Source organism: Antarctobacter heliothermus (genome assembly GCF_900188425.1).
GTDB lineage: Bacteria > Pseudomonadota > Alphaproteobacteria > Rhodobacterales > Rhodobacteraceae > Antarctobacter > Antarctobacter heliothermus.
Genome location: NZ_FZON01000022.1, coordinates 35641 through 53327, shown reverse-complemented (window position 1 = coordinate 53327; position 17687 = coordinate 35641). Strand labels below are relative to the sequence as shown.

Here is a 17687-nt window from a genome sequence, read left to right as displayed (position 1 = left end):
GGAGGATAAGCGGACGCCCCTGAGGATACTTCGACTTATGGCAGGTTGGCCCCACCTTCGAAGTACATCTGCGCGGTGTAAGGCGCGGGGAACCACAACTGTCCCGCAATGGGCAGCGGATCGGGCACGTTGCGGACATTGTTCCGCGCAATGCCAAAGACCGGGTCGTTCTGCACCATGCCGATGGTAAAGAACTGCTCCATTGCCATGTCCAGAAGCTCGATCATCAGGGTCTTCTGGTCCTCCGGCGAGGCGGCGGCACGGACGTCCTTGTACTTGGAGAAGATGTCCTTGACCGCTTGCGGTGGCTCTTCGCCAGTGGTCGGATCAATCCCCCATTGCGCCCAGCCACGCGCCCAACTCACAGAGTTGGAGATCGTGGGAACATAGCAGATCGGCGAGGTATAGGCATCGGCCTGTCCGCCCGAACAGTTCCAAAGATAGGCGTCGAAATCGTTCGAGGTGTGCAGGTCGATCAGGCGGGACCGATCGGTGGCGCGGATCTGGAAATCAAGCCCCACGTCGGCGGCATAGCCCGCGATCAGTTCCATCGCGTCCGGGTACTGCAACCCGAACACATCTGCCATCAGGAACACCAGAGTGAACCGGTTGCCATCGGGACCGATGCGGAAACCCTCGGCGTCCTTTTCAGGCAGCACCTTGTCGAGGTACTCGTTCGCCAGATCGGTGTCATATTCGGTGAACTGCTTGGCGTATTCTTCCTTGTACAGGTCCGATCCTTCGCGCGGCGCGGTCTGCGCGGGCTGACCGGCCCCGAAATACAGCAGATCGATGACTTCCTGACGGTTCATCGCGTGGCTGACGCCGATGCGGAAATCCTTGTTGTTGATGACCTCGCGCTTGACCGGATCGGTGTGGTTGAGGTTCATCATCAGGATCATGATGTTCGCCGGCAGGTCGCCCACGTCAAAGAAACCGTACTTGCCGCGATCCATGTTGTCGGTCAGCGAGGCCTTGTTCGACGGTCGCCCGATGTGGCGCAGCATATAGTCGATCTCGCCGTTGAAGGTCTTGAGCAGGATGGTTTCCACATCCTCGACCTGATCATAGGTGATGCGGTCGATATAGGGCAGTTGCTGTCCCTTGCTGTCGACCTTGTAATAGTAAGGGTTGCGTTCGGCGACAACGCGGTCGGTCGATCCGTAGGCGTTGGTCAGGTGCCAGGCGTGCAACGTCGGGCGGTCCGGGTTCTGCCAGAACAGTGGCGTATCCATCGGTCCGGCCTTGAGGTTGAACAACTGCACCCAGTTGCCCGCCGCCGGGTCCGCATCCACCAGCGCCTGCACGTCATCGTTGTACTTTGGCATGAACTGGCTGAGGTAATGCTTCGGATAGGCCGTCGGGTGATAGCCAAACCCATAGGCCAGCGCCTGAAGGAACAGCCCGTTCGGCGCGCCAAAGTCGAATTCGACCGTGAGCTCGTCGATCTTGGTGATTTTCACCGGGCCGGCAGGACCGACAAAGGTCGCGTCCTTGTTCGGTGTCAGCTCGGCATTGGAAAAGATGTCCTCGTACCAGAACAGGATGTCGTCGGCTGTAAAGGGCGCGCCGTCGGACCATTTCATCCCCTCGCGCAAATGAAAGGTGAACTTCGACGCGTCATCCGACACGTCCCAGGACTTGGCGATATTGGGGCGCACCTCTTTCCAGTCCGGGGACCAGCGCACCATGTTGTCGCTGCCGATGGTGCGGACCATGTTGTGCTGGTCGCCACCGCCCAGGATCGCGCGGCGCAGGGTGCCGCCGTATTCGCCCGGCCCCTCGATCACGTCCATCACCAGCGGGTCCGTCGGCAGGCGTTCATCGACCGGCGGCAGTTTGCCATCGGCGACCTGCTGCGCCAGTTGTGGCGCCTCTTCCCATGCAAACGCCTGCCCGGCCATCGCAAGCGCGATCACACTGGCCAGCGCCGTCAGTTTCCTTGTTCTCAGCATTGGTTTCCTCCTCCTTGCTGAACTCTGGCGTCACCAGTTGGTGACAGAGCCATCCGGCCGCCATAGGTGCGGCGGCTCGACATGTTGGGGCGTGGTGGCCCGGATCTTTTCCTCGTTCACCTCGACGCCCAGACCGGGACGGTCGGGGACTTTGTAGGTGATGCCCTCAAGCGGGATCTGGACGGGGAACAGTTCGGGATCGTGGAAACCGAGGTCTTCGGTCGGCCCCTGCCGGGTCTCTGCCCAGCTGAAATTCGGCACCGCTGCCGCCATGTGGATGGTGGCCGCCGTACAGACGGGGCCCAGCGGATTGTGCGGCATCAGGTCGATGTAGTGACGTTCGCACCAGCCCGCGACCTTCATCGCCTCGGTGAAGCCGCCGATGTTGCAGATGTCCAGCCGCATGTACTGCGTCAGGCCCTGTTCGATATAAGGCGCGGCCTGCCACTTGCTGGCGAACTCCTCGCCCACGGCGAAGGGGATGTTCGTCATGCTGCGCAGCGTGCGATAGGCCTCTGGCGTCTCACACCGGATCGGTTCCTCGAGGAAATCCAGCGTCCCGGCGGGCAGCCGGTTGCAGAAATCCGCTGTTTCGGCAATCGACAGGCGGTGATGCAGGTCGATGCCTAGACACAGGTCCGGGCCGAATTCCTCGCGCAGCGCGATCAGCTCTTTCGTGGCGCGGTTCAGGTTCTTGCGCGGGTCAAAGACGCCGTCGCCGCTGAACTCTCCGGTATAGATCCGCAGACAGTCCCAACCGGCCCCCACCAGCACCCGCGCCTTGGCGATCAACTCATCCAGATCGGTCGATTGCGCGCTGGGGAACGTGGGGATCTCGTCGCGCTGCTTGCCGCCCAGCAACTGGTAGACCGGCACACCCAGACGTTTGCCCAGAATGTCATACAGCGCGATGTCGATGGCCGACATGGCGGCGGTGAACACCCGCCCGCCTTCGAAATACTGGCTGCGATAGCTTTCCTGCCAGATGCGCCCGATCTGGTTGGAATCCTTGCCCACAAGGAACTCTGCAAAGTGCCGGATCGTGGCAGCGACAGAGTCCTCGCGCGCCGACAGACCGGATTCGCCCCAGCCGATCAGCCCGTCATCGGTCGAAACCTTTACAAGCAGCTGATTGCGGATGCCGACACGGGCCAGCAGCGGTTCGATTGCGGTAATCTTGGACATGGAAAAGGGGCCTTTCAGTGCCAGCCGACGCGCGGCGCGGCGGGGATCATGCCGGGACGCTCCGCCGCGATTGTCGCGGTCAGCCGATCGCGGATCGCTCCAGCCGAGCTTTCGTCCCAGAGGTTGCTCATTTCATGCGGATCGGCGGCAAGGTCATACAGCTCCCCTGCCCCGCTTTTCAGATCGACCGACAGCCGGTGCGTCGTTGAACGAACGGTGCGCAGGTCAAGGTCGACGCCACTGCGGACCGGGTCCACTTCCCACTCATTGTGGGCCACATCGCGCGAGGCACCCTGCATGACATCCAAAAGGGATGTGCCGTCATCCTCGCTGACATTCAGACCGCACAGGTCGGCCAGCGTCGCCCGCAGGTCCAGCGTGGACACCGGCGCATCATGGCGCCCCTGCCCGATCCCCGGCCCGGCCATGACCATCGGCACCCGCAGCAGCCCGTCATACAGCATCGGACCTTTCAGCAGCAGCCCGTGATCGCCCAGCCATTCGCCATGGTCAGAGGTAAAGATCACGATGGTATTCTCCAGCCGCCCCTGCGCCTCCAGATAATCGAGGATACGCCCCACCTGATGGTCGATGGCGGCGATCATGCCGTAATAGACGGCTGTCACGTCGCGCAGATCCCGCTCGTTCAGCGCGCCGTCATAGCCCCAATAGGGTTGGTCCCCGGCATGGTCGCGCTTTTGGTTGCGGCGCACCGGGCTGTCCAGAAACGCCGCATGCCACCACGGTCGCCGGTCCAGATCCAAATCGCGGTGCGGCGGCAAATCCACCTCTGCCGGATCGTACAGACGCGACCACGGGTCCGACGCCAGGAACGGCGGATGCGGGTCGGGAAAAGAGACCCATGCCATCAGCGGCTCATCCCGGTCCTCTTGCAGCATCTCCATCGCCTGATCGCCGATCCAGCTTGTCGATTGCCACTCATCCTCCAGCGCGGACCGCCAGACCTGCTTGTGAAGGGTCAGCGGCGGGACAGAATCCTTGGCCCGCGCCCAACGGGTGCCTCCCTGCCCGTCCCAGTCCAGAAAGTTCTCATAATGCAGCGTAAAGGGCCGCTCTTTCCAGCCACAGTGGTGGTGCGGGCGCAGCATCATCTCGACCCGGTCAAAGCCCATGTAGGGGCCGGCCCAGTCCTCCGGGTAATCGGCGACCGAATTGTAGCACTCCGGCTGATCCGTGGGCTCAAAGGTCTCATGCGTGGACAGATGCGCCTTGCCGATGAACCGCGTGTCATAGCCGGCGCGGGAAAACACCCCGCCGATACCGTCCTCGGCAATCGCCGGGTCAAGGTTGCGCCCGTTGTCGCGCACCCCGTGGCTATAGGGCAGCTTGCCTGTCAGGATCGAGGCGCGGGCGGCCTGGCACATGGGATGCGGCGTGATGCAGGTGTCGAACCGCGCGCCACGGTCGGCGAGGCGCTGGATGTTGGGCGTTCTGACGCCCCGCCCTGCCCCGCCGATGCAATCGCCGCGCTGCTGGTCGGTGGTGATCAACAGGATGTCCGGCCCGCGGCTCATGCCTTGAATTCCGGCGCTGTGGCGTGTGCCTGTATCGACTTCATGAAGCCCTCCCGAACCTCGTGTTGACGGTCTATCGTATTGACTAACGATCTTGCAAAAATCGTCGACTATTTTTATGTTCGTGTCGACTATTTATTTTGGTCATACCAAATAATTCATGCTAAGCGACTAAAACGGAACGAAACTTTCTCGCCACCACGCCCTGAACAGGATTGACACATGACGCAGTCCACCGCCGCACCGGCCCTTTCGCGCCTCGATGTTCACGTCTTTCGCGTCCCGCTGGACCGGCCCGTTGTCACCAGTTTCGGCGCGATGCGCGACCGGCCCGCCGTCTTTGTGCGACTCGAGGATGCGGATGGTGTCTTTGGCTGGGGAGAGGTCTTTGCCAACTGGCCCGCCGCCGGGGCCGAACACCGCGCGCGCCTGCTGGTCGAAGACATGGGCGATCTTTTGATCGGGCAGCGCTTTGCCCATCGCTCGGACCTCTTTCATCAATTGACCGACCGAACCCGCATCCGCGCCCTGCAATGTCGGGAATGGGGCCCCTTCGATCAGGTCATCGCTGGTCTCGACACTGCCATACATGACCTGATGGCGCGCCGATCGGGGCAGAGCCTTGCGCTGTTTCTCAACCCCGATGCGCCGCCGTCGGTCCCTGCCTATGCCAGCGGCATCCACATCCGCGACGCGGCCGAGGTCATCGCCCGGTGCCGCGAGGCCGGGCACGACGCCTTCAAGATCAAGACCGGCTTTGACCTGCCCCGCGACATCGCGGACACCCTGCAGATCGCCGCCAGCCTCGCCCCCGGCGAACGCCTCTTTGCCGATGCCAATCAGGGCTGGGACGCGGATCAGGCCATCGCCTACCTGCAGGGACTCGCAGAATGCCCGCTTGGTTGGCTGGAGGAACCGATCATCGCCACCGCCGCGCCAGAAGCCTGGGAACATGTCCGACGGGCCAGCGCTGTGCCGCTTGCGGGAGGAGAGAACATCGCCGGTCTGGACGCCTTTGACCATGCCATCGCGGCAGCCACCTTTGGCTATCTGCAACCGGATCTGGCCAAATGGGGCGGCATCACCGGATGTGAATGGGTGGCGCGCCGGGCGCTTGCCAGCGGGGCCACCTACTGCCCGCATTTCCTGGGCGGGGGCATCGGCCTTCTGGCCTCGGCCGCAGTGCTGGCCGCCGTTGGCGGGCGCGGATTGCTGGAGGTCGATGTAAACCCCAATCCTCTACGCGAAGGGTTCGACCTGTTCAGACCCCGACAGCCGCGCAACTGTCTGCACCTGCCGCAGGCCCCTGGCCTTGGCATCACCACCCTGCCCGAGGCTTTGCACTCGTTTCAGACGCTCCACGCGACGTTGACCACCAGCGGCCCCCGCTACCGCAGCCCCTGATCACTGATTCGGCTGGCCGCTCCCCTGCCCCGCCCTGACCTATGCACGCGCGATCCCGGTCCAAATCGCGGAGTTTGGTCGGATCTCACCAAGTTTCCGATTTTTCTGTTACTTATGAATGCCCTAATAGACGCTTTGCATATGCCGCATGAACAGCCACAATATCTAGCGCCTCTGCCAATCGCCGTCTGGAACACGAAACTGTTGCCAAAGGCCCTTCAACTTGCGTAAGAAACGGAAAACAAAGCTCTGGCGAAAAAGAGCGTTCCTGATGAGGCGGCAGAACGGTGACAGAGGCGACCGACCCTATTCACATCAATACCCGCATCCGGGAAAACGCGCAAAACCTTGCGGGCGCGCTCGAAAGCCACATGCTCAAGAGCTTTGCGCCCGACGCGCGCAAACAGATGCGCCTGTTTTCGCCGGGCGAGGCTGCCGATCTGCTGGGCATCTCTTCCAGCTTTCTGCGCAAGCTGCACTTCGAGGATCGTATACCGGACGTACACACCACCCCGGGCGGCCGCAGGCATTATTCCGCAGCCGATCTGACGACCATCCGCAAGGTGTTGGAAGAAAACGCAAAATCTCCCGGCGCCTATCTCAAGGGGCGGCGCGGTGACGACAAGGTGCAGGTGCTGTCTTTCCTCAATTTCAAGGGCGGCTCGGGCAAGACCACCTCGTCGATCCACACCGCACAGCGCCTCGCGCTCAAGGGCTATCGCGTGCTCGCCGTGGACATCGACCCGCAGGCCAGCCTGACCACGCTCTTTGGCTATCAGCCAGAGGTGGACTTTCTGCATTCCGGGTCGATCTACGACGCGATCCGCTATGAAGACCCCCTGCCCTTCCGTGAGATCATTCAGGAAACCTATTTCACCGGGCTGGACCTCGCCCCCGGCGGATTGATCCTGCAAGAGTTCGAGCACGAGACCCCCACTGCCCTGCGCAACAATATCCAGCCCCCCTTTTACGCCCGCATGGCCGCCGCCCTGCAGGAGGTCGAGGCCGATTACGACGTCATCATCTTCGACTGTCCGCCGCAGCTCGGCTACCTGACCATGTCGGCGCTCTGCGCCTCGACTGGCGTGCTGATCACCGTGGTGCCCAATATGCTGGACGTCGCCTCGATGTCGCAGTTCCTGCAGATGAGCGCCGACTTGCTCGACGTGGTGTCTGGCGCGGGCGCGCGGATGGAGTTCGATTTCCTGCGCTTTCTGATCAACCGCTACGAACCTTCGGACGGGCCGCAACAACAGGTTGTCGCCTTCCTGCGGCAGTTGTTCGGCGATGAGGTCATGACCAATGCGATGCTGAAATCCACCGCGATTTCCGACGCCGGCCTGACCCAGCAAACCATCTACGAGGTCGAGCGCAGCGCCTTTCACCGCAACACCTATGACCGTGCGGTCGATTCACTGAATGCTGTGAACGATGAGATCGAAACGCTGATGCACAAGGCATGGAGGCGCTGATGGCACGCAAGGGAATCCTGTCAACCGATGCAACCGCCGCCCCGGCGCGGCGCACCGCGGCAGACCGGCTGATGCCACGCGGCACCGTCGGCGCGCTGCAAAGCTCATTGTCCAAGCTGCAGGAAAACGCGGTTCAGGATCTGGACCCGGCGTTGATCCATGACGCGGGCGTGGCGGACCGTCTGGGCAACGATGACAGCGCCGACACCGCCCTGCGCGACTCCTTGCGTGTCTACGGACAACAGGTGCCCGTCCTTGTCCGCCCCCGCGCCGATCAGCCGGGGCATTTTGACATCGTCTATGGTCGCCGCCGGGTGATTGCCCTGCGAGAATTGGGCCAGACGGTCAAGGCCATGGTGCGCCATCTGGACGACAAGGCATTGGTGCTGGCGCAGGGGCAGGAAAACACCGCGCGTCAGGACCTGTCCTTTATCGAAAAGGCCAGTTTTGCGGCGCAACTGGATGCGTTGGATTATGACCGCCAGACCGTGGCGGACGCCCTGTCGATCGACCTGCCCATGGTCAGCCGGATGCTGAAGGTGGGCCGCGCCTTTGACGTGGATTTCCTGCGCCAGATCGGGTCGGCCCCGGGCATCGGGCGCGAACGCTGGCTCACGCTCGCCGAGGCGTTACAGGACGAGGCCCTGCGCGACCGGGTCGAGGCGCGGATGGAAACGCTGATCTATGTCGATGGATCGGATACGCGGTTTGAACAGGTTCTGGCATGGGCCACGGGCGCCAAGACCCCGAAACAGGCCAAGGCGCGGCCCCTGCCCGCCCGCAAGATCACCGGCCCCGGCGGCGTGTCGCTGGCGCAGGTCAAACGATCGGACAAGGGGCTGACCCTGTCCACCACCGGCGGCTTTGCACTGTGGCTGGATGCCCACGCAGAGGATCTGGTGAAAGAGCTTCACGACCGCTGGCAAAAAGAGCGGTCGGAAGACTGAAGGCAACGATAACGAGCAGACAAAGGAGGACGACGACAGGCAAAAGAAAAGCCCCCCAGGACGGATCCCGGAAGGCCTCTCATTTCTCGCACTCTTGAGATAGCCCCTCAGCACTGACCCTGTCAACGCTACCGATTCGGTGGGCGGGTAAATTATTGTCTATCGCCAAGATTATCATGACAGAAATGTCCCGAATCCCATTCGGGCAGCCGGTCGAGCCTTGCGCATCGCATGACAAGTGGGTGCTGCTCGACACGTTGACCCGTGCCGCAAACAGTTTCGGTCTGAACCACAGGACCCTGACCGTGCTGCGCGCCCTGCTGACCTTTTACCCCGAACGCGCCCTGCCAAATGTGCCTGGTGTGGCGGTGGTGTTTCCCTCCAACCGGACGTTGTCGCAACGCCTGAACGGCATGCCCGAAAGCACCCTGCGCCGGCATCTGGCGACGCTGGTCAGATGTGGCATTGTCAGCCGTCAGGACAGCGCCAACCGCAAACGCTTTGCACGTTTTGGCGGATTGGCCTTTGGCTTTGACCTCAGCCCGCTGGTCCGATTGGCTGACGAGGTGTTCAAGGCTGCAAGCGACGAGCATCTCCGGCAGCAGGAAATCGACGCCCTCCGCGCCCGGATCGCAGCGACCCGGATGCGCCTGATCGAAGGCGACTTGCTGCCAGTGGATCACCCTCTGATCGAGGACAGCCGCCGGATACTGCGCCGCAAGGTCGACGCCGAAACCCTCCGCGCGGTGCTGGAACCGCTGGAAAACCACGTGGACAACGCTCGGAAAATCCATGCACCGGCAGAAGAAATGAGCGCCATCGACAGCGAAAATGAGCGGCACATACAGAGTACAAATAAAGCTGAATCTGTAAGTAAAGAGCCAGACACGCGAAATCAGGAAGCGGTTGCGCTGGATCAGGTGTTGGGGACGTGCAAGGAATACAAGAGTTTCTTTCCCGAGGCTCCCAAGGACTGGTCGGGTCTGATCCGGGTGGCACAGATGCTCTATCCTATGATGGGGATCGATCGCACCACCTTTGAGGATGCGCGGCACAGGATCGGTTCGCACGGGGCCAGTGTGGCGGTGCTGTGCATCCTTGAAAAGCTCTCTGACATCCGCAAACCCGGGGCCTATCTACGCGGTCTGAGCAAACGAGCGGTTCAAGGACAGTTGAACCTTCGGGGGATGGTGAAATCACTGGAGAGGCCGGAATTGTCAGCTGACAATCTGGTATGAGATCGTCAATCCGGCGAGGGTGCGCGAAAAGTTGTCAGCTGACAATTGCCACGTCAGCCCAGCGAAAACTCTGCCCTCAACTCTGCGCCATGTTGGTTCAGGACTGGTCCTTGAGGGGCAGGGACCGGGCGTTTGCCCTCGATCCGTATCGGCGATGCCGGGGGCAGCATCTGACGAACCACCTCTCCACCGTTGGCGCGCATTTCTTCCCAGGTCAGAACCCGTGCGCACCAGATACCTCTGGCCCCCAGTTCCTTTTCCCAGTCAGCGGCGGGCCGAGAGGCCAGACAATCAGCGATCTGACTGCGCAGCTTTTCGCGGTCCTTAAACGGATCTCCGATGAGATCAGGCAGGTTCAGCACGTCGCGCAGACGCTCCAGCGGGGTCATGGCCAACGCCAGATGTCCAGAGGCGCAGGCATAGACGCCGTAAGGCGCACCAAGGTAGCCGTGGGCCGATCCCTGTTCCATGCGCTGCGGCGGGGTTTCCGCATTGGTCAGCCATGTGCTGAGAAACTCGAACTGCATGTCCATCAGCGCCTCCAGCAAGGAGGTTTGGACATGCCCACCGCGCCCGGTGCGGGCATGGCGAAACAGGGCGGCCAACAAGCCCTGCGTCAGGCAGGCCCCGGCAGAGATATCGGCGATTGGCAATCCCATGGGAACCGGACCGTCGGCGGCATTTCCGCTCAACCACATCAGGCCAGATCGCGCCTGCGCCAGAAGATCCTGACCGGGCAGGGCGGCCCACTGTCCGCTGTCGCCGTAGCCGGAGATCGAGCCATAGACAACGTCCGGCTTGAAATCACGGACCTGTTCATAGGATAGCCCCAATCGGTCGATCACACCGGGGCGAAAGTTCTGGATGACCACATCCGCACGGGCGATCAGGCGGCGCGCGGCGTTCAGGCCATCGGTCGTTTTCAGGTCCAGAGCGATGCTTTCCTTGCCCCGGTTGATGGCGTGAAACAAGGTCGAGTCGCCCTTGATCCGGGTGTCGGACACGTAGTGGCGGCGACAGAGATCGCCGCCATGCGGGTTCTCGATCTTGATGACGCGCGCGCCCATGTCCAACAACCGGAGCGAGGCATAAGGGCCGGACAGGAACTGGCTGAAATCGACGACAGTGATCCCTGAAAGCGGTGCGGTCATGGGGTCAGGAACGTGTCGGTATCGGCCCCCAACACCGGCGCGCTTGCGGGATTGCGCAGGGTCTGGCCGTCGATGCGGATAGGGCATCGGGTGGTGCGGGCGGTGGCGCCGCTGTGCGTGCGGATGGTCTGCAACGGGTCAAGCGCGGCGAACCCATCGGTCTGCGTAAAGGCGGGCCAGTCCAGCACCGGAGCGCACCAGATGCCCGCAGCTTCGAGGATGTCCAGCCAGTGCTGCCGGGGCCGGGTTTTCAGCACGTCGCCGACGACGGACTTGATCTCGTCCAAACGGGTAAAGGCATCGGATTGCGGAAAGTCGGCAATTTGCGGGGCGTCCAGTAGCTCGGCCAGTTTTGCCAGCGGACACATGGCCAGCGCCATCCAGCCGTCAGCGGCGTGATACAGACCGTAGGGCGCGGGCTGATAGGGGTTGGCGTTGCCTTGGGCGTGGCGGCGCGGCGGCGTCTCGCCATCGTTGAGAAAACAGGTGAGCTGTTCAAAGGTCATGTCCAGCGCGGCGGACATCAGATCGACCTCGACCAGACCGCCGGTGCCGCTGATCCCGCGGCGGACAAGACAGGCAAGGATGCCCTGCACCAGATGCCCGGCGGTGGCCACGTCCAGCATGGCAAAGCCGGTCGGCACCGGGCCGTCAGCGGCATTGCCGTTCAGCCACGCGATGCCGGACAGCGCCTGCACCAGCAGATCCTGACCGGGTTTGTCGCGCCACGGACCCGTGGCGCCGTAGCCAGAGACAGAGCCGTAAACCAGACGTGGGTTCAGTGCGCGCACGGTTTCGTAGTCAAGGCCGATACGCTCCATCACACCGGGGCGAAAGTTGTGGATCATCACGTCGGTGGATGCGATCAGGGTCCGAATGCGGTCCAGATCGGCGGGTTGTTTCAGATCGGCGGCGACGCTTTTCTTGCCGCGGTTGAAGGTGTGAAACACAAGGCTGTCCCCGTCGAGCCGTTGGTCATTGACCACCATGGACCGGCAAAGATCGCCGCCTTGCGGGCGCTCTACCTTGATGACTTCGGCCCCGAGGTCACAAAGGCGCAGCGCCGCGACGGGTCCGGCAAGGAATTGCGAAAAATCCAGAACACGCAGGCCGCTCAACGGCAGGGCAGGGGAGGCAGAAGTCATTTAGTCACCTTATATCAATGCGTTATGGTGTTTTTGCCGGATCGTCGCCGGGGCTGAAGCCCAAACTGCGTGACAGATCCTGCGCGGCCACGCGAATGGCCGACAGCGTGTCCTCGGCGGTGGAAGCCGTGCCGATCTGGTGGATAAAGCCCGAGGTGATCGCCGCCACCACGCCGCGTGCGTCAAACACCGGTACACAAAGGTTGCGGACGCCTGCGATCATGGTGCTGGGCACGTCCTCAAAACCCGTCTCGCGGATGCGGGTCAGGCGCGCGCGCAGGGCGTCGTGGTCGGCCTTGGGCTGGCGGGCGATGTGGCGGGCCTGCGTGTCCTCGTCGGAAAAGGCCAGGATCACATGGCCGGAACTGGTCTGGCTGACCGGGAACAGCGCGCCGGTGCGCACGGCGTATCCGGCGGGCAGGGGGCTGGCCACGCTGGTCAGAACCAGCACATTGTCACGGTTCAGCACGCCAAGGTGGCACGACTGGCTGGTGCGGGCCGCGATCCGTTCCAGCAGCGGCAGTGCGCCGTGGATCAGCCGTTCGGTCGGATCGTGGCGGTGCGACAGTTCGAACAGGCGCAGGGTCAGCGCATAGCGGCTGGTTTGGGGGTCCTGTTGCAGATAGCCGCGTTCGGTCAGGTAGATGACGACGCGGTAAATCTCTCCCATCGTTCGGTTCAGGGCATCGACGATTTCGTTCATCGTCAGGCCGCCTGGCGCCTCTGTCAGCAGTTCCAGCACGTCCAGCGCCTTTTCTACGGCGGGGACAGTGGATTTCTTTTTGGTGTCGTCGGTCTTGGTCATGGCTCATTCCCTGTCTGCGGTCCGCAGTCTGGACTGTTCCGCCTTGGCGAAACAGAGGGACATAAGCTCGTTTTCGTTTCTGAGGCCCTGTTCGAGGGTCAAATCCATCGCGCCGCGCACCGCCGCCTTGACCGCCTGGGTGGCATGAGGGGCGTATCCGGCGATCTGTTGCGCCAGTGCGCGGGCGCGGGTCAGTTCCTCTCCGGGGTCGACAAGGTATTCGACCATGCCGATGCGGGCGGCCTCTGTCGCGTCGAACCTGTCGCCGGTCAGCAGATATTTCAACGCCTGACCCTGACCGCAAAGGCGGGTCATGTGTTGGGCCGCCCCGCCCGCGCCGTTCCAGCCAAGCTGCACCTCGGGCGCGGCAAAGACCGCAGAGCGGGCGACCACGCGCAAATCGCAGGCCAGCGCGATTTCCAGACCGCCGCCAAGCGCCCAGCCCTTGACGGCGGCGATGGCCGGTTTGCGCAGGGACAGGATCGGCGGGATATAGTCAAAGCGGTTGCGCCATGCCCAGAAATCCTCGTAGCCCTCCAGCGCCTTGATGTCGGACCCGGCGCAAAAGGCGCGCTCTCCGGCGCCGCGAAAGATCACCACATTGGCCTGCGCGGTGTCATTCACCTCTGCGCAACAGGCTGCGATCTTGCGGTACATGGCGGGGGTCAGGGCGTTGTGCTTGGCTGGGCGGTCCAGCACGATCTCAGCCACGTTGCCGGTGAGGTCAAAGCGCACGGCGCCATCAGTGTCGTTTGTCATGTCGGGCCTCAGTCAAATTGCAGGTTGGGCAGCCAGAGCGAAAGCTGCGGCACATAGGTCAGCACGATCAGCATCCCGAAGAGGACGATGTAAAACGGCAGCGAGGCCCGGATGAATTTGCCGATTGGCGTGCCGGTGATCATGCAGGTGGTGAACATCAGCGTGCCAAGGGGCGGCGTGACCCCGGCGATGGTCAGGTTGAACACCATGACGATGCCGAAATGTACCGGATCGACGCCCAGCTTGGTTATGACGGGCACAAGGATCGGCGTCAGCAGGATCAGCGCGGCAGAGCCTTCGATGAACATGCCCGCGATGATCAGCAGCAAGTTGATGATCAACAGCAGCAGCAGCGGTTCAGAGGTCAGCGACAGCATGACCTCGGCCACCTGCGCGGGGATACGCTCCCACGTCATGTAAAAGCCAAAGGCATTGGCGGCGCAGATCACCAGCAGGATCACGGCGGTCGCCTGCATGGTCTGTTCAAGGATGGGGCGGATATGGGCAAGGCGCAGGTCGCCGTGGATCAGCCCGACGATGATCGCGAACAGGACGGCCATCGCGCCCGCCTCTGTCGGGGTAAAGAACCCCAGACGGATGCCCAGCACGATGCCGACGGGCACCAGCAGGGCAAGAAAGGCGCCGCGAAAGGCGTGGGCGCGGCCCGCCCAGGGCATCGGGTGGTCAAAGGCCGGTTGCAGGCCCAGCTGGCGCGCCCGGATCGCCACGGCGACCATCATGGCGGCGCAGATCACCACGCCCGGCACGATCCCCGCAAGGAACAGCCGCCCGATGGAAACATCCCCCATGAAGCCATAGAGGATCAGCCCGATCCCCGGTGGGATGATGACCGAGATGATCGAGGACGAGGCGGTGACCGCGCTGGAAAAGGCAAGGTCATAGCCGCGGCGGGTCATTTCCGGCACCAGCACCTTGGACTGCATGGCGGCGTCGGCGTTGGCTGAGCCGGACACGCCGCCCATCAGCGTCGACAGCAGGACGTTGACCTGCGCCAGCCCACCTTTCCAATGGCCGGTCATGGCCTCGGCAAAGCCCATCATGCGGCGGGTGATACCGGCATAGTTCATCACGACGCCGGTCATCACGAACAACGGCACCGCCAGCAGTGGAAAGGAATGGGTGACGGCAACCATGCGCTGGACAAAGATCTCTGGCGGCATGGCGCCCGACAGCAGAAAAAACGACAGCGCGGCCATGCCGATGGCCATGGCGACGGGAATGCCGATGGCGATGCCGAACAGCAGGATCAGAACGGGGGCGAGGCTCATAGCACGTCCTCCGGGTGTTCGGCCGTTGCGCGGTCCAACAGGCGGACTGTCTGGCTGATGGTCATGCCGGCAAAGGCGATGACCGTCGCGAGGTAGACCCATGAAAACGGAATATCCAGCACGGGCGAGGGGCGGGTGGCGCCTTTTTGCATCATCAGAAAGCTGAGCCATGTGACGTAGGCCAGAAAGGCCAGCACGCTGGCGTCGGCAAACAGCATGACGGCGCGTCGCAGGGCAGGGGGCAGCAGATCGACCAGCAGGCTGACGCGGATATGGCGGCCTTCGCGGTGGGCGGTCATGGCACCGATATAGACGACCCATGTGAACAGGATCCCCGACAGTTCCGTCGTCCAGACTGCGGGTTTTTCTGTCCCGTAGCGGGTCAGGACGCCCCACAGCACCGATCCGGTCAGCGCGGCGAGGGCGGCAAAGGACACCAGCCGTTCGGCCCGGCGCGCCCATGTGGCGATTGCGTTCATGTCGGGGTCTCCTGCGGTCCGGGCGCGGCGCTGCGCCCGGACGGGTCCGGTTCAGTTGTCGAGGATCGCGCGGACGCGGTCATACAGGCCGTCGGACCAGTCGGGGAACTTGGTGTAGACCCCGGCGGTGGCCTCCTGAAAGGCGGGGATGTCCACGTCGCGGTTGAAGGTCACGCCTTCGGATTCCAGCTTGGCGATCCATTCCTCTTGCGAGTTCAGCATCAGGTCGGTCATGTAGACCCCGGCGGAAAGCGCCTCTTCCGATAGCGCCTGTTGCACGTCCTCGGGCAGGGAGGCGTATAGCTCTGCGTTCATCATCAGCCCGGTGAAGCCTTTGAAATGGCCGGTCAGCGAGATCGTCTTTTTGGTCTCGTGCAGCTTGGCACCGTAGATCGAGGGCAGGGGGGCCTCTGCCCCGTCGACCACGCCGGACGACAGTGCGGAATAGACCTCTCCCCAGGCGACCTGCGTCGGGCGTGCGCCCATGGCGTCAAAGGTTTCGACCCACATGATGTTCGGCGGGGTGCGAAAGGTCATGCCCTTGGTGTCCGCCGGGCTGGAGATTGCCTTGTCCGCAAGCATGTGCCGCGAGCCGAACAGCCAGTTCAGGGACAGCAGTTCAATCCCCGCCTCTTCGCGCAGCCGGTTCTTGAGATCGGCATACAGGTCGCTTTCGACGATCTTGGCGAAATCGCGGGGATCATCCATCAGGTAGGGCCCGCCTAGAACGCCGAAATCGGCCACGAAATCAGATAGGTAGCCGGGGTCCGAGATCGAGATCACCGGCGCACCGGCGCGGATCTGTTCGAACACTTCCGGGTTCGACCCCAGCTGCGCATTGGGGAAAATCGGGATGTCGACAGCGCCGTCGGTGCGGGTTGCGACGGCGCTGGCAAAGCGTTCCATCGCCTGCTGGATCGGTTCCTTGTCCGACGTCACATGGGCAAGCCGAAAGGTGAAATCGGCAGCTTGGGCGGTCAGCGGCGTCAGCGCGAGCAGCGCAGCGGCGATCAGGCGGCCGCAGGGGCCGGTTCGAAAGGTCATCATGTCCTCCTCCATCGAGTTGGCAGCCGGGACTCACATCGGTCCCTGGCGGCATCTCTTGGGGTATCATGTCATTTCCATATGTCAAAATAATTTTGATACTTGAAAATAGCAGAGCCGGGAGGCAGTGTGGCCGACATCGCCAGAATCGGGAGGAGGCCACATGAAGCTGACAGGCATGACCTGGGACCATCCACGCGGGTTTGATCCTGTGGTGGCCGCCTCCAGCGCCTACGCGGCGGAGGCGGGGGTTAAGATCACTTGGGACAAGCGGTCCTTGCAGGCTTTTGCCGACGCGCCGATTGCCGATTTGGCCGAACGCTACGATTTCATCGTGCTGGACCATCCGCATGTGGGGCAGATCGCAGAAACCGGCGCACTGTTGCCGTTGCCCGCGCCAAGCGATGCCTCTGCGTCACTGGGGGGATCGGCGGAAAGCTATCTGTGGCAAGGACAGTGCTGGGCCTATGCGCTGGACGCGGCCTGCCAGATGGCGGCCCACAGGCCCGATATGGGCATGCCTCTGCCAAAGCTCTGGGAGGATTTCCTGGACGCAGACGCCGCGCAGTTCCGCCCGCTGACGCCGCTGTTGCCGGTCGATGCCTTTGACATGCTGATGACGCTGGTCGCGGGACGGGGCGAAGAGGATATGCCGCGCGACGGACGGCATTTCGTGTCGCCGGAGAACGGGGAATATGCGCTGCGCGTGCTGCGGGCGCTGTACTCTCTTGGCCCCGATGAGCAGGTCGACATGAACCCGATCCGGGTGCTGGAGACCCTGAGCACAAGCGACGATTTCGCCTGTTCGCCCTGCCTGTTTGGCTATGTGAATTACGCGCGGCCCGGCTTTCGCCCGCATCCGGTAAGCTATTTCGATCTTCCATTGTGCGCGGGCTCCTCCCTGCCGCGCGCAATCCTTGGGGGGGCGGGGATCGGTGTATCCGCCCGCACCCGCGCCCCCGAGGAGGCCGTGAAATTCGCGCAGTGGATCTCGTCAGAGCCGGTGCAGTCGGGCGTCTACCTGAGCAACAACGGCCAGCCCGCGAACCGGCATACATGGCTGGGGCAGGCGGGCAATCCTTATGCGGCTGGTTTTTTCAAAGGTGGGTTTCACACCATCGACAACGCATGGACCCGGCCGCGCGCGCCCTGGTTTCTGGGCTTTGTCGACGAGGTCTGCGCGATCATGCCCGAGTTCTTTCGCAAGGCGATCCCCGAGGACGCGTTCCTGTCGCGGATCGACACGCTTTACCAACATCATCTGCAGGAGGCCTGAGCC

General features: G+C 62.8%; 15 protein-coding genes. 5 read left to right on the top strand and 10 right to left on the bottom strand.

Annotated features, from left to right (window positions below; translation table 11 throughout):
- Positions 1-35: 35 nt before the first annotated feature.
- From CHB90_RS12795 to CHB90_RS12785, 3 genes are read right to left on the bottom strand one after another with little or no spacing between them, the layout of a single operon-like run.
- Positions 36-1955: an ABC transporter substrate-binding protein gene (locus CHB90_RS12795; RefSeq protein ID WP_089278259.1), complete on the bottom strand. Its 1920-nt coding sequence runs from the start codon at positions 1953-1955 to the stop codon at positions 36-38.
- 30 nt (positions 1956-1985) lie between these two features.
- Positions 1986-3140, bottom strand: coding sequence for a mandelate racemase/muconate lactonizing enzyme family protein (locus CHB90_RS12790; RefSeq protein WP_089278258.1), 1155 nt, complete (start codon positions 3138-3140; stop codon positions 1986-1988).
- Positions 3141-3154: 14 nt separating this feature from the next.
- Entirely contained in the window at positions 3155-4675 is a 1521-nt protein-coding gene (locus CHB90_RS12785; RefSeq protein ID WP_089278257.1) for a sulfatase family protein, read from the bottom strand.
- Positions 4676-4897: 222 nt separating this feature from the next.
- Here CHB90_RS12785 and CHB90_RS12780 point away from each other — a divergent pair, with 222 nt between their 5' ends.
- The 4 genes from CHB90_RS12780 (at position 4898) to repC (ending at position 9736) form a co-directional block, all read left to right on the top strand.
- The gene (locus CHB90_RS12780; protein WP_089278256.1) at positions 4898-6079 is read left to right on the top strand and encodes a mandelate racemase/muconate lactonizing enzyme family protein; all 1182 of its coding nucleotides are present in this window, start codon (positions 4898-4900) and stop codon (positions 6077-6079) included.
- 371 nt (positions 6080-6450) lie between these two features.
- Entirely contained in the window at positions 6451-7551 is a 1101-nt protein-coding gene (gene repA, locus CHB90_RS12775) for a plasmid partitioning protein RepA (protein ID WP_245823243.1), read from the top strand.
- Positions 7551-8498: a plasmid partitioning protein RepB gene (gene repB / locus CHB90_RS12770; RefSeq protein WP_089278278.1), complete on the top strand. Its 948-nt coding sequence runs from the start codon at positions 7551-7553 to the stop codon at positions 8496-8498. The genes repA and repB overlap by 1 nt, the downstream gene beginning before the upstream one ends.
- Before the next feature lie 185 nt (positions 8499-8683).
- Positions 8684-9736, top strand: a complete 1053-nt coding sequence (gene repC, locus CHB90_RS12765; protein ID WP_170941058.1) for a plasmid replication protein RepC — start codon at positions 8684-8686, stop codon at positions 9734-9736.
- A 53-nt stretch (positions 9737-9789) separates the two neighbouring features.
- Here the strand turns inward: repC and CHB90_RS12760 are convergent, their stop codons facing one another.
- The 7 genes from CHB90_RS12760 to CHB90_RS12730 are packed head-to-tail and all read right to left on the bottom strand — an operon-like array spanning position 9790 to position 16411.
- On the bottom strand, positions 9790-10887 hold the full coding sequence (locus CHB90_RS12760) for a CaiB/BaiF CoA transferase family protein (RefSeq protein WP_089278254.1): 1098 nt from the start codon (positions 10885-10887) through the stop codon (positions 9790-9792).
- Positions 10884-12032 (bottom strand): CaiB/BaiF CoA transferase family protein, encoded by a 1149-nt coding sequence (locus CHB90_RS12755; protein ID WP_089278253.1) that lies wholly within the window; start codon positions 12030-12032, stop codon positions 10884-10886. Before CHB90_RS12755 ends, CHB90_RS12760 begins: the two co-directional genes overlap by 4 nt.
- 22 nt (positions 12033-12054) lie before the next feature.
- Positions 12055-12837, bottom strand: a complete 783-nt coding sequence (locus tag CHB90_RS12750) for an IclR family transcriptional regulator (protein ID WP_089278252.1) — start codon at positions 12835-12837, stop codon at positions 12055-12057.
- A 3-nt stretch (positions 12838-12840) separates the two neighbouring features.
- The gene (locus tag CHB90_RS12745) at positions 12841-13596 is read right to left on the bottom strand and encodes an enoyl-CoA hydratase/isomerase family protein (RefSeq protein ID WP_089278251.1); all 756 of its coding nucleotides are present in this window, start codon (positions 13594-13596) and stop codon (positions 12841-12843) included.
- Between the two features lie 8 nt (positions 13597-13604).
- Entirely contained in the window at positions 13605-14885 is a 1281-nt protein-coding gene (locus CHB90_RS12740) for a TRAP transporter large permease (RefSeq protein WP_089278250.1), read from the bottom strand.
- Positions 14882-15364 carry a TRAP transporter small permease gene (locus CHB90_RS12735; RefSeq protein WP_089278249.1) on the bottom strand — a complete coding sequence of 161 codons (483 nt, stop codon included), beginning with the start codon at positions 15362-15364 and terminating at the stop codon, positions 14882-14884. The genes CHB90_RS12740 and CHB90_RS12735 overlap by 4 nt, the downstream gene beginning before the upstream one ends.
- 51 nt (positions 15365-15415) lie before the next feature.
- The gene (locus CHB90_RS12730; RefSeq protein ID WP_245823242.1) at positions 15416-16411 is read right to left on the bottom strand and encodes a C4-dicarboxylate TRAP transporter substrate-binding protein; all 996 of its coding nucleotides are present in this window, start codon (positions 16409-16411) and stop codon (positions 15416-15418) included.
- A gap of 160 nt (positions 16412-16571) precedes the next feature.
- Here CHB90_RS12730 and CHB90_RS12725 point away from each other — a divergent pair, with 160 nt between their 5' ends.
- Complete coding sequence (locus CHB90_RS12725) at positions 16572-17684, top strand: type 2 periplasmic-binding domain-containing protein (protein WP_089278248.1); 1113 nt, start codon at positions 16572-16574, stop codon at positions 17682-17684.
- The last annotated feature ends 3 nt before the right edge of the window (positions 17685-17687 follow it).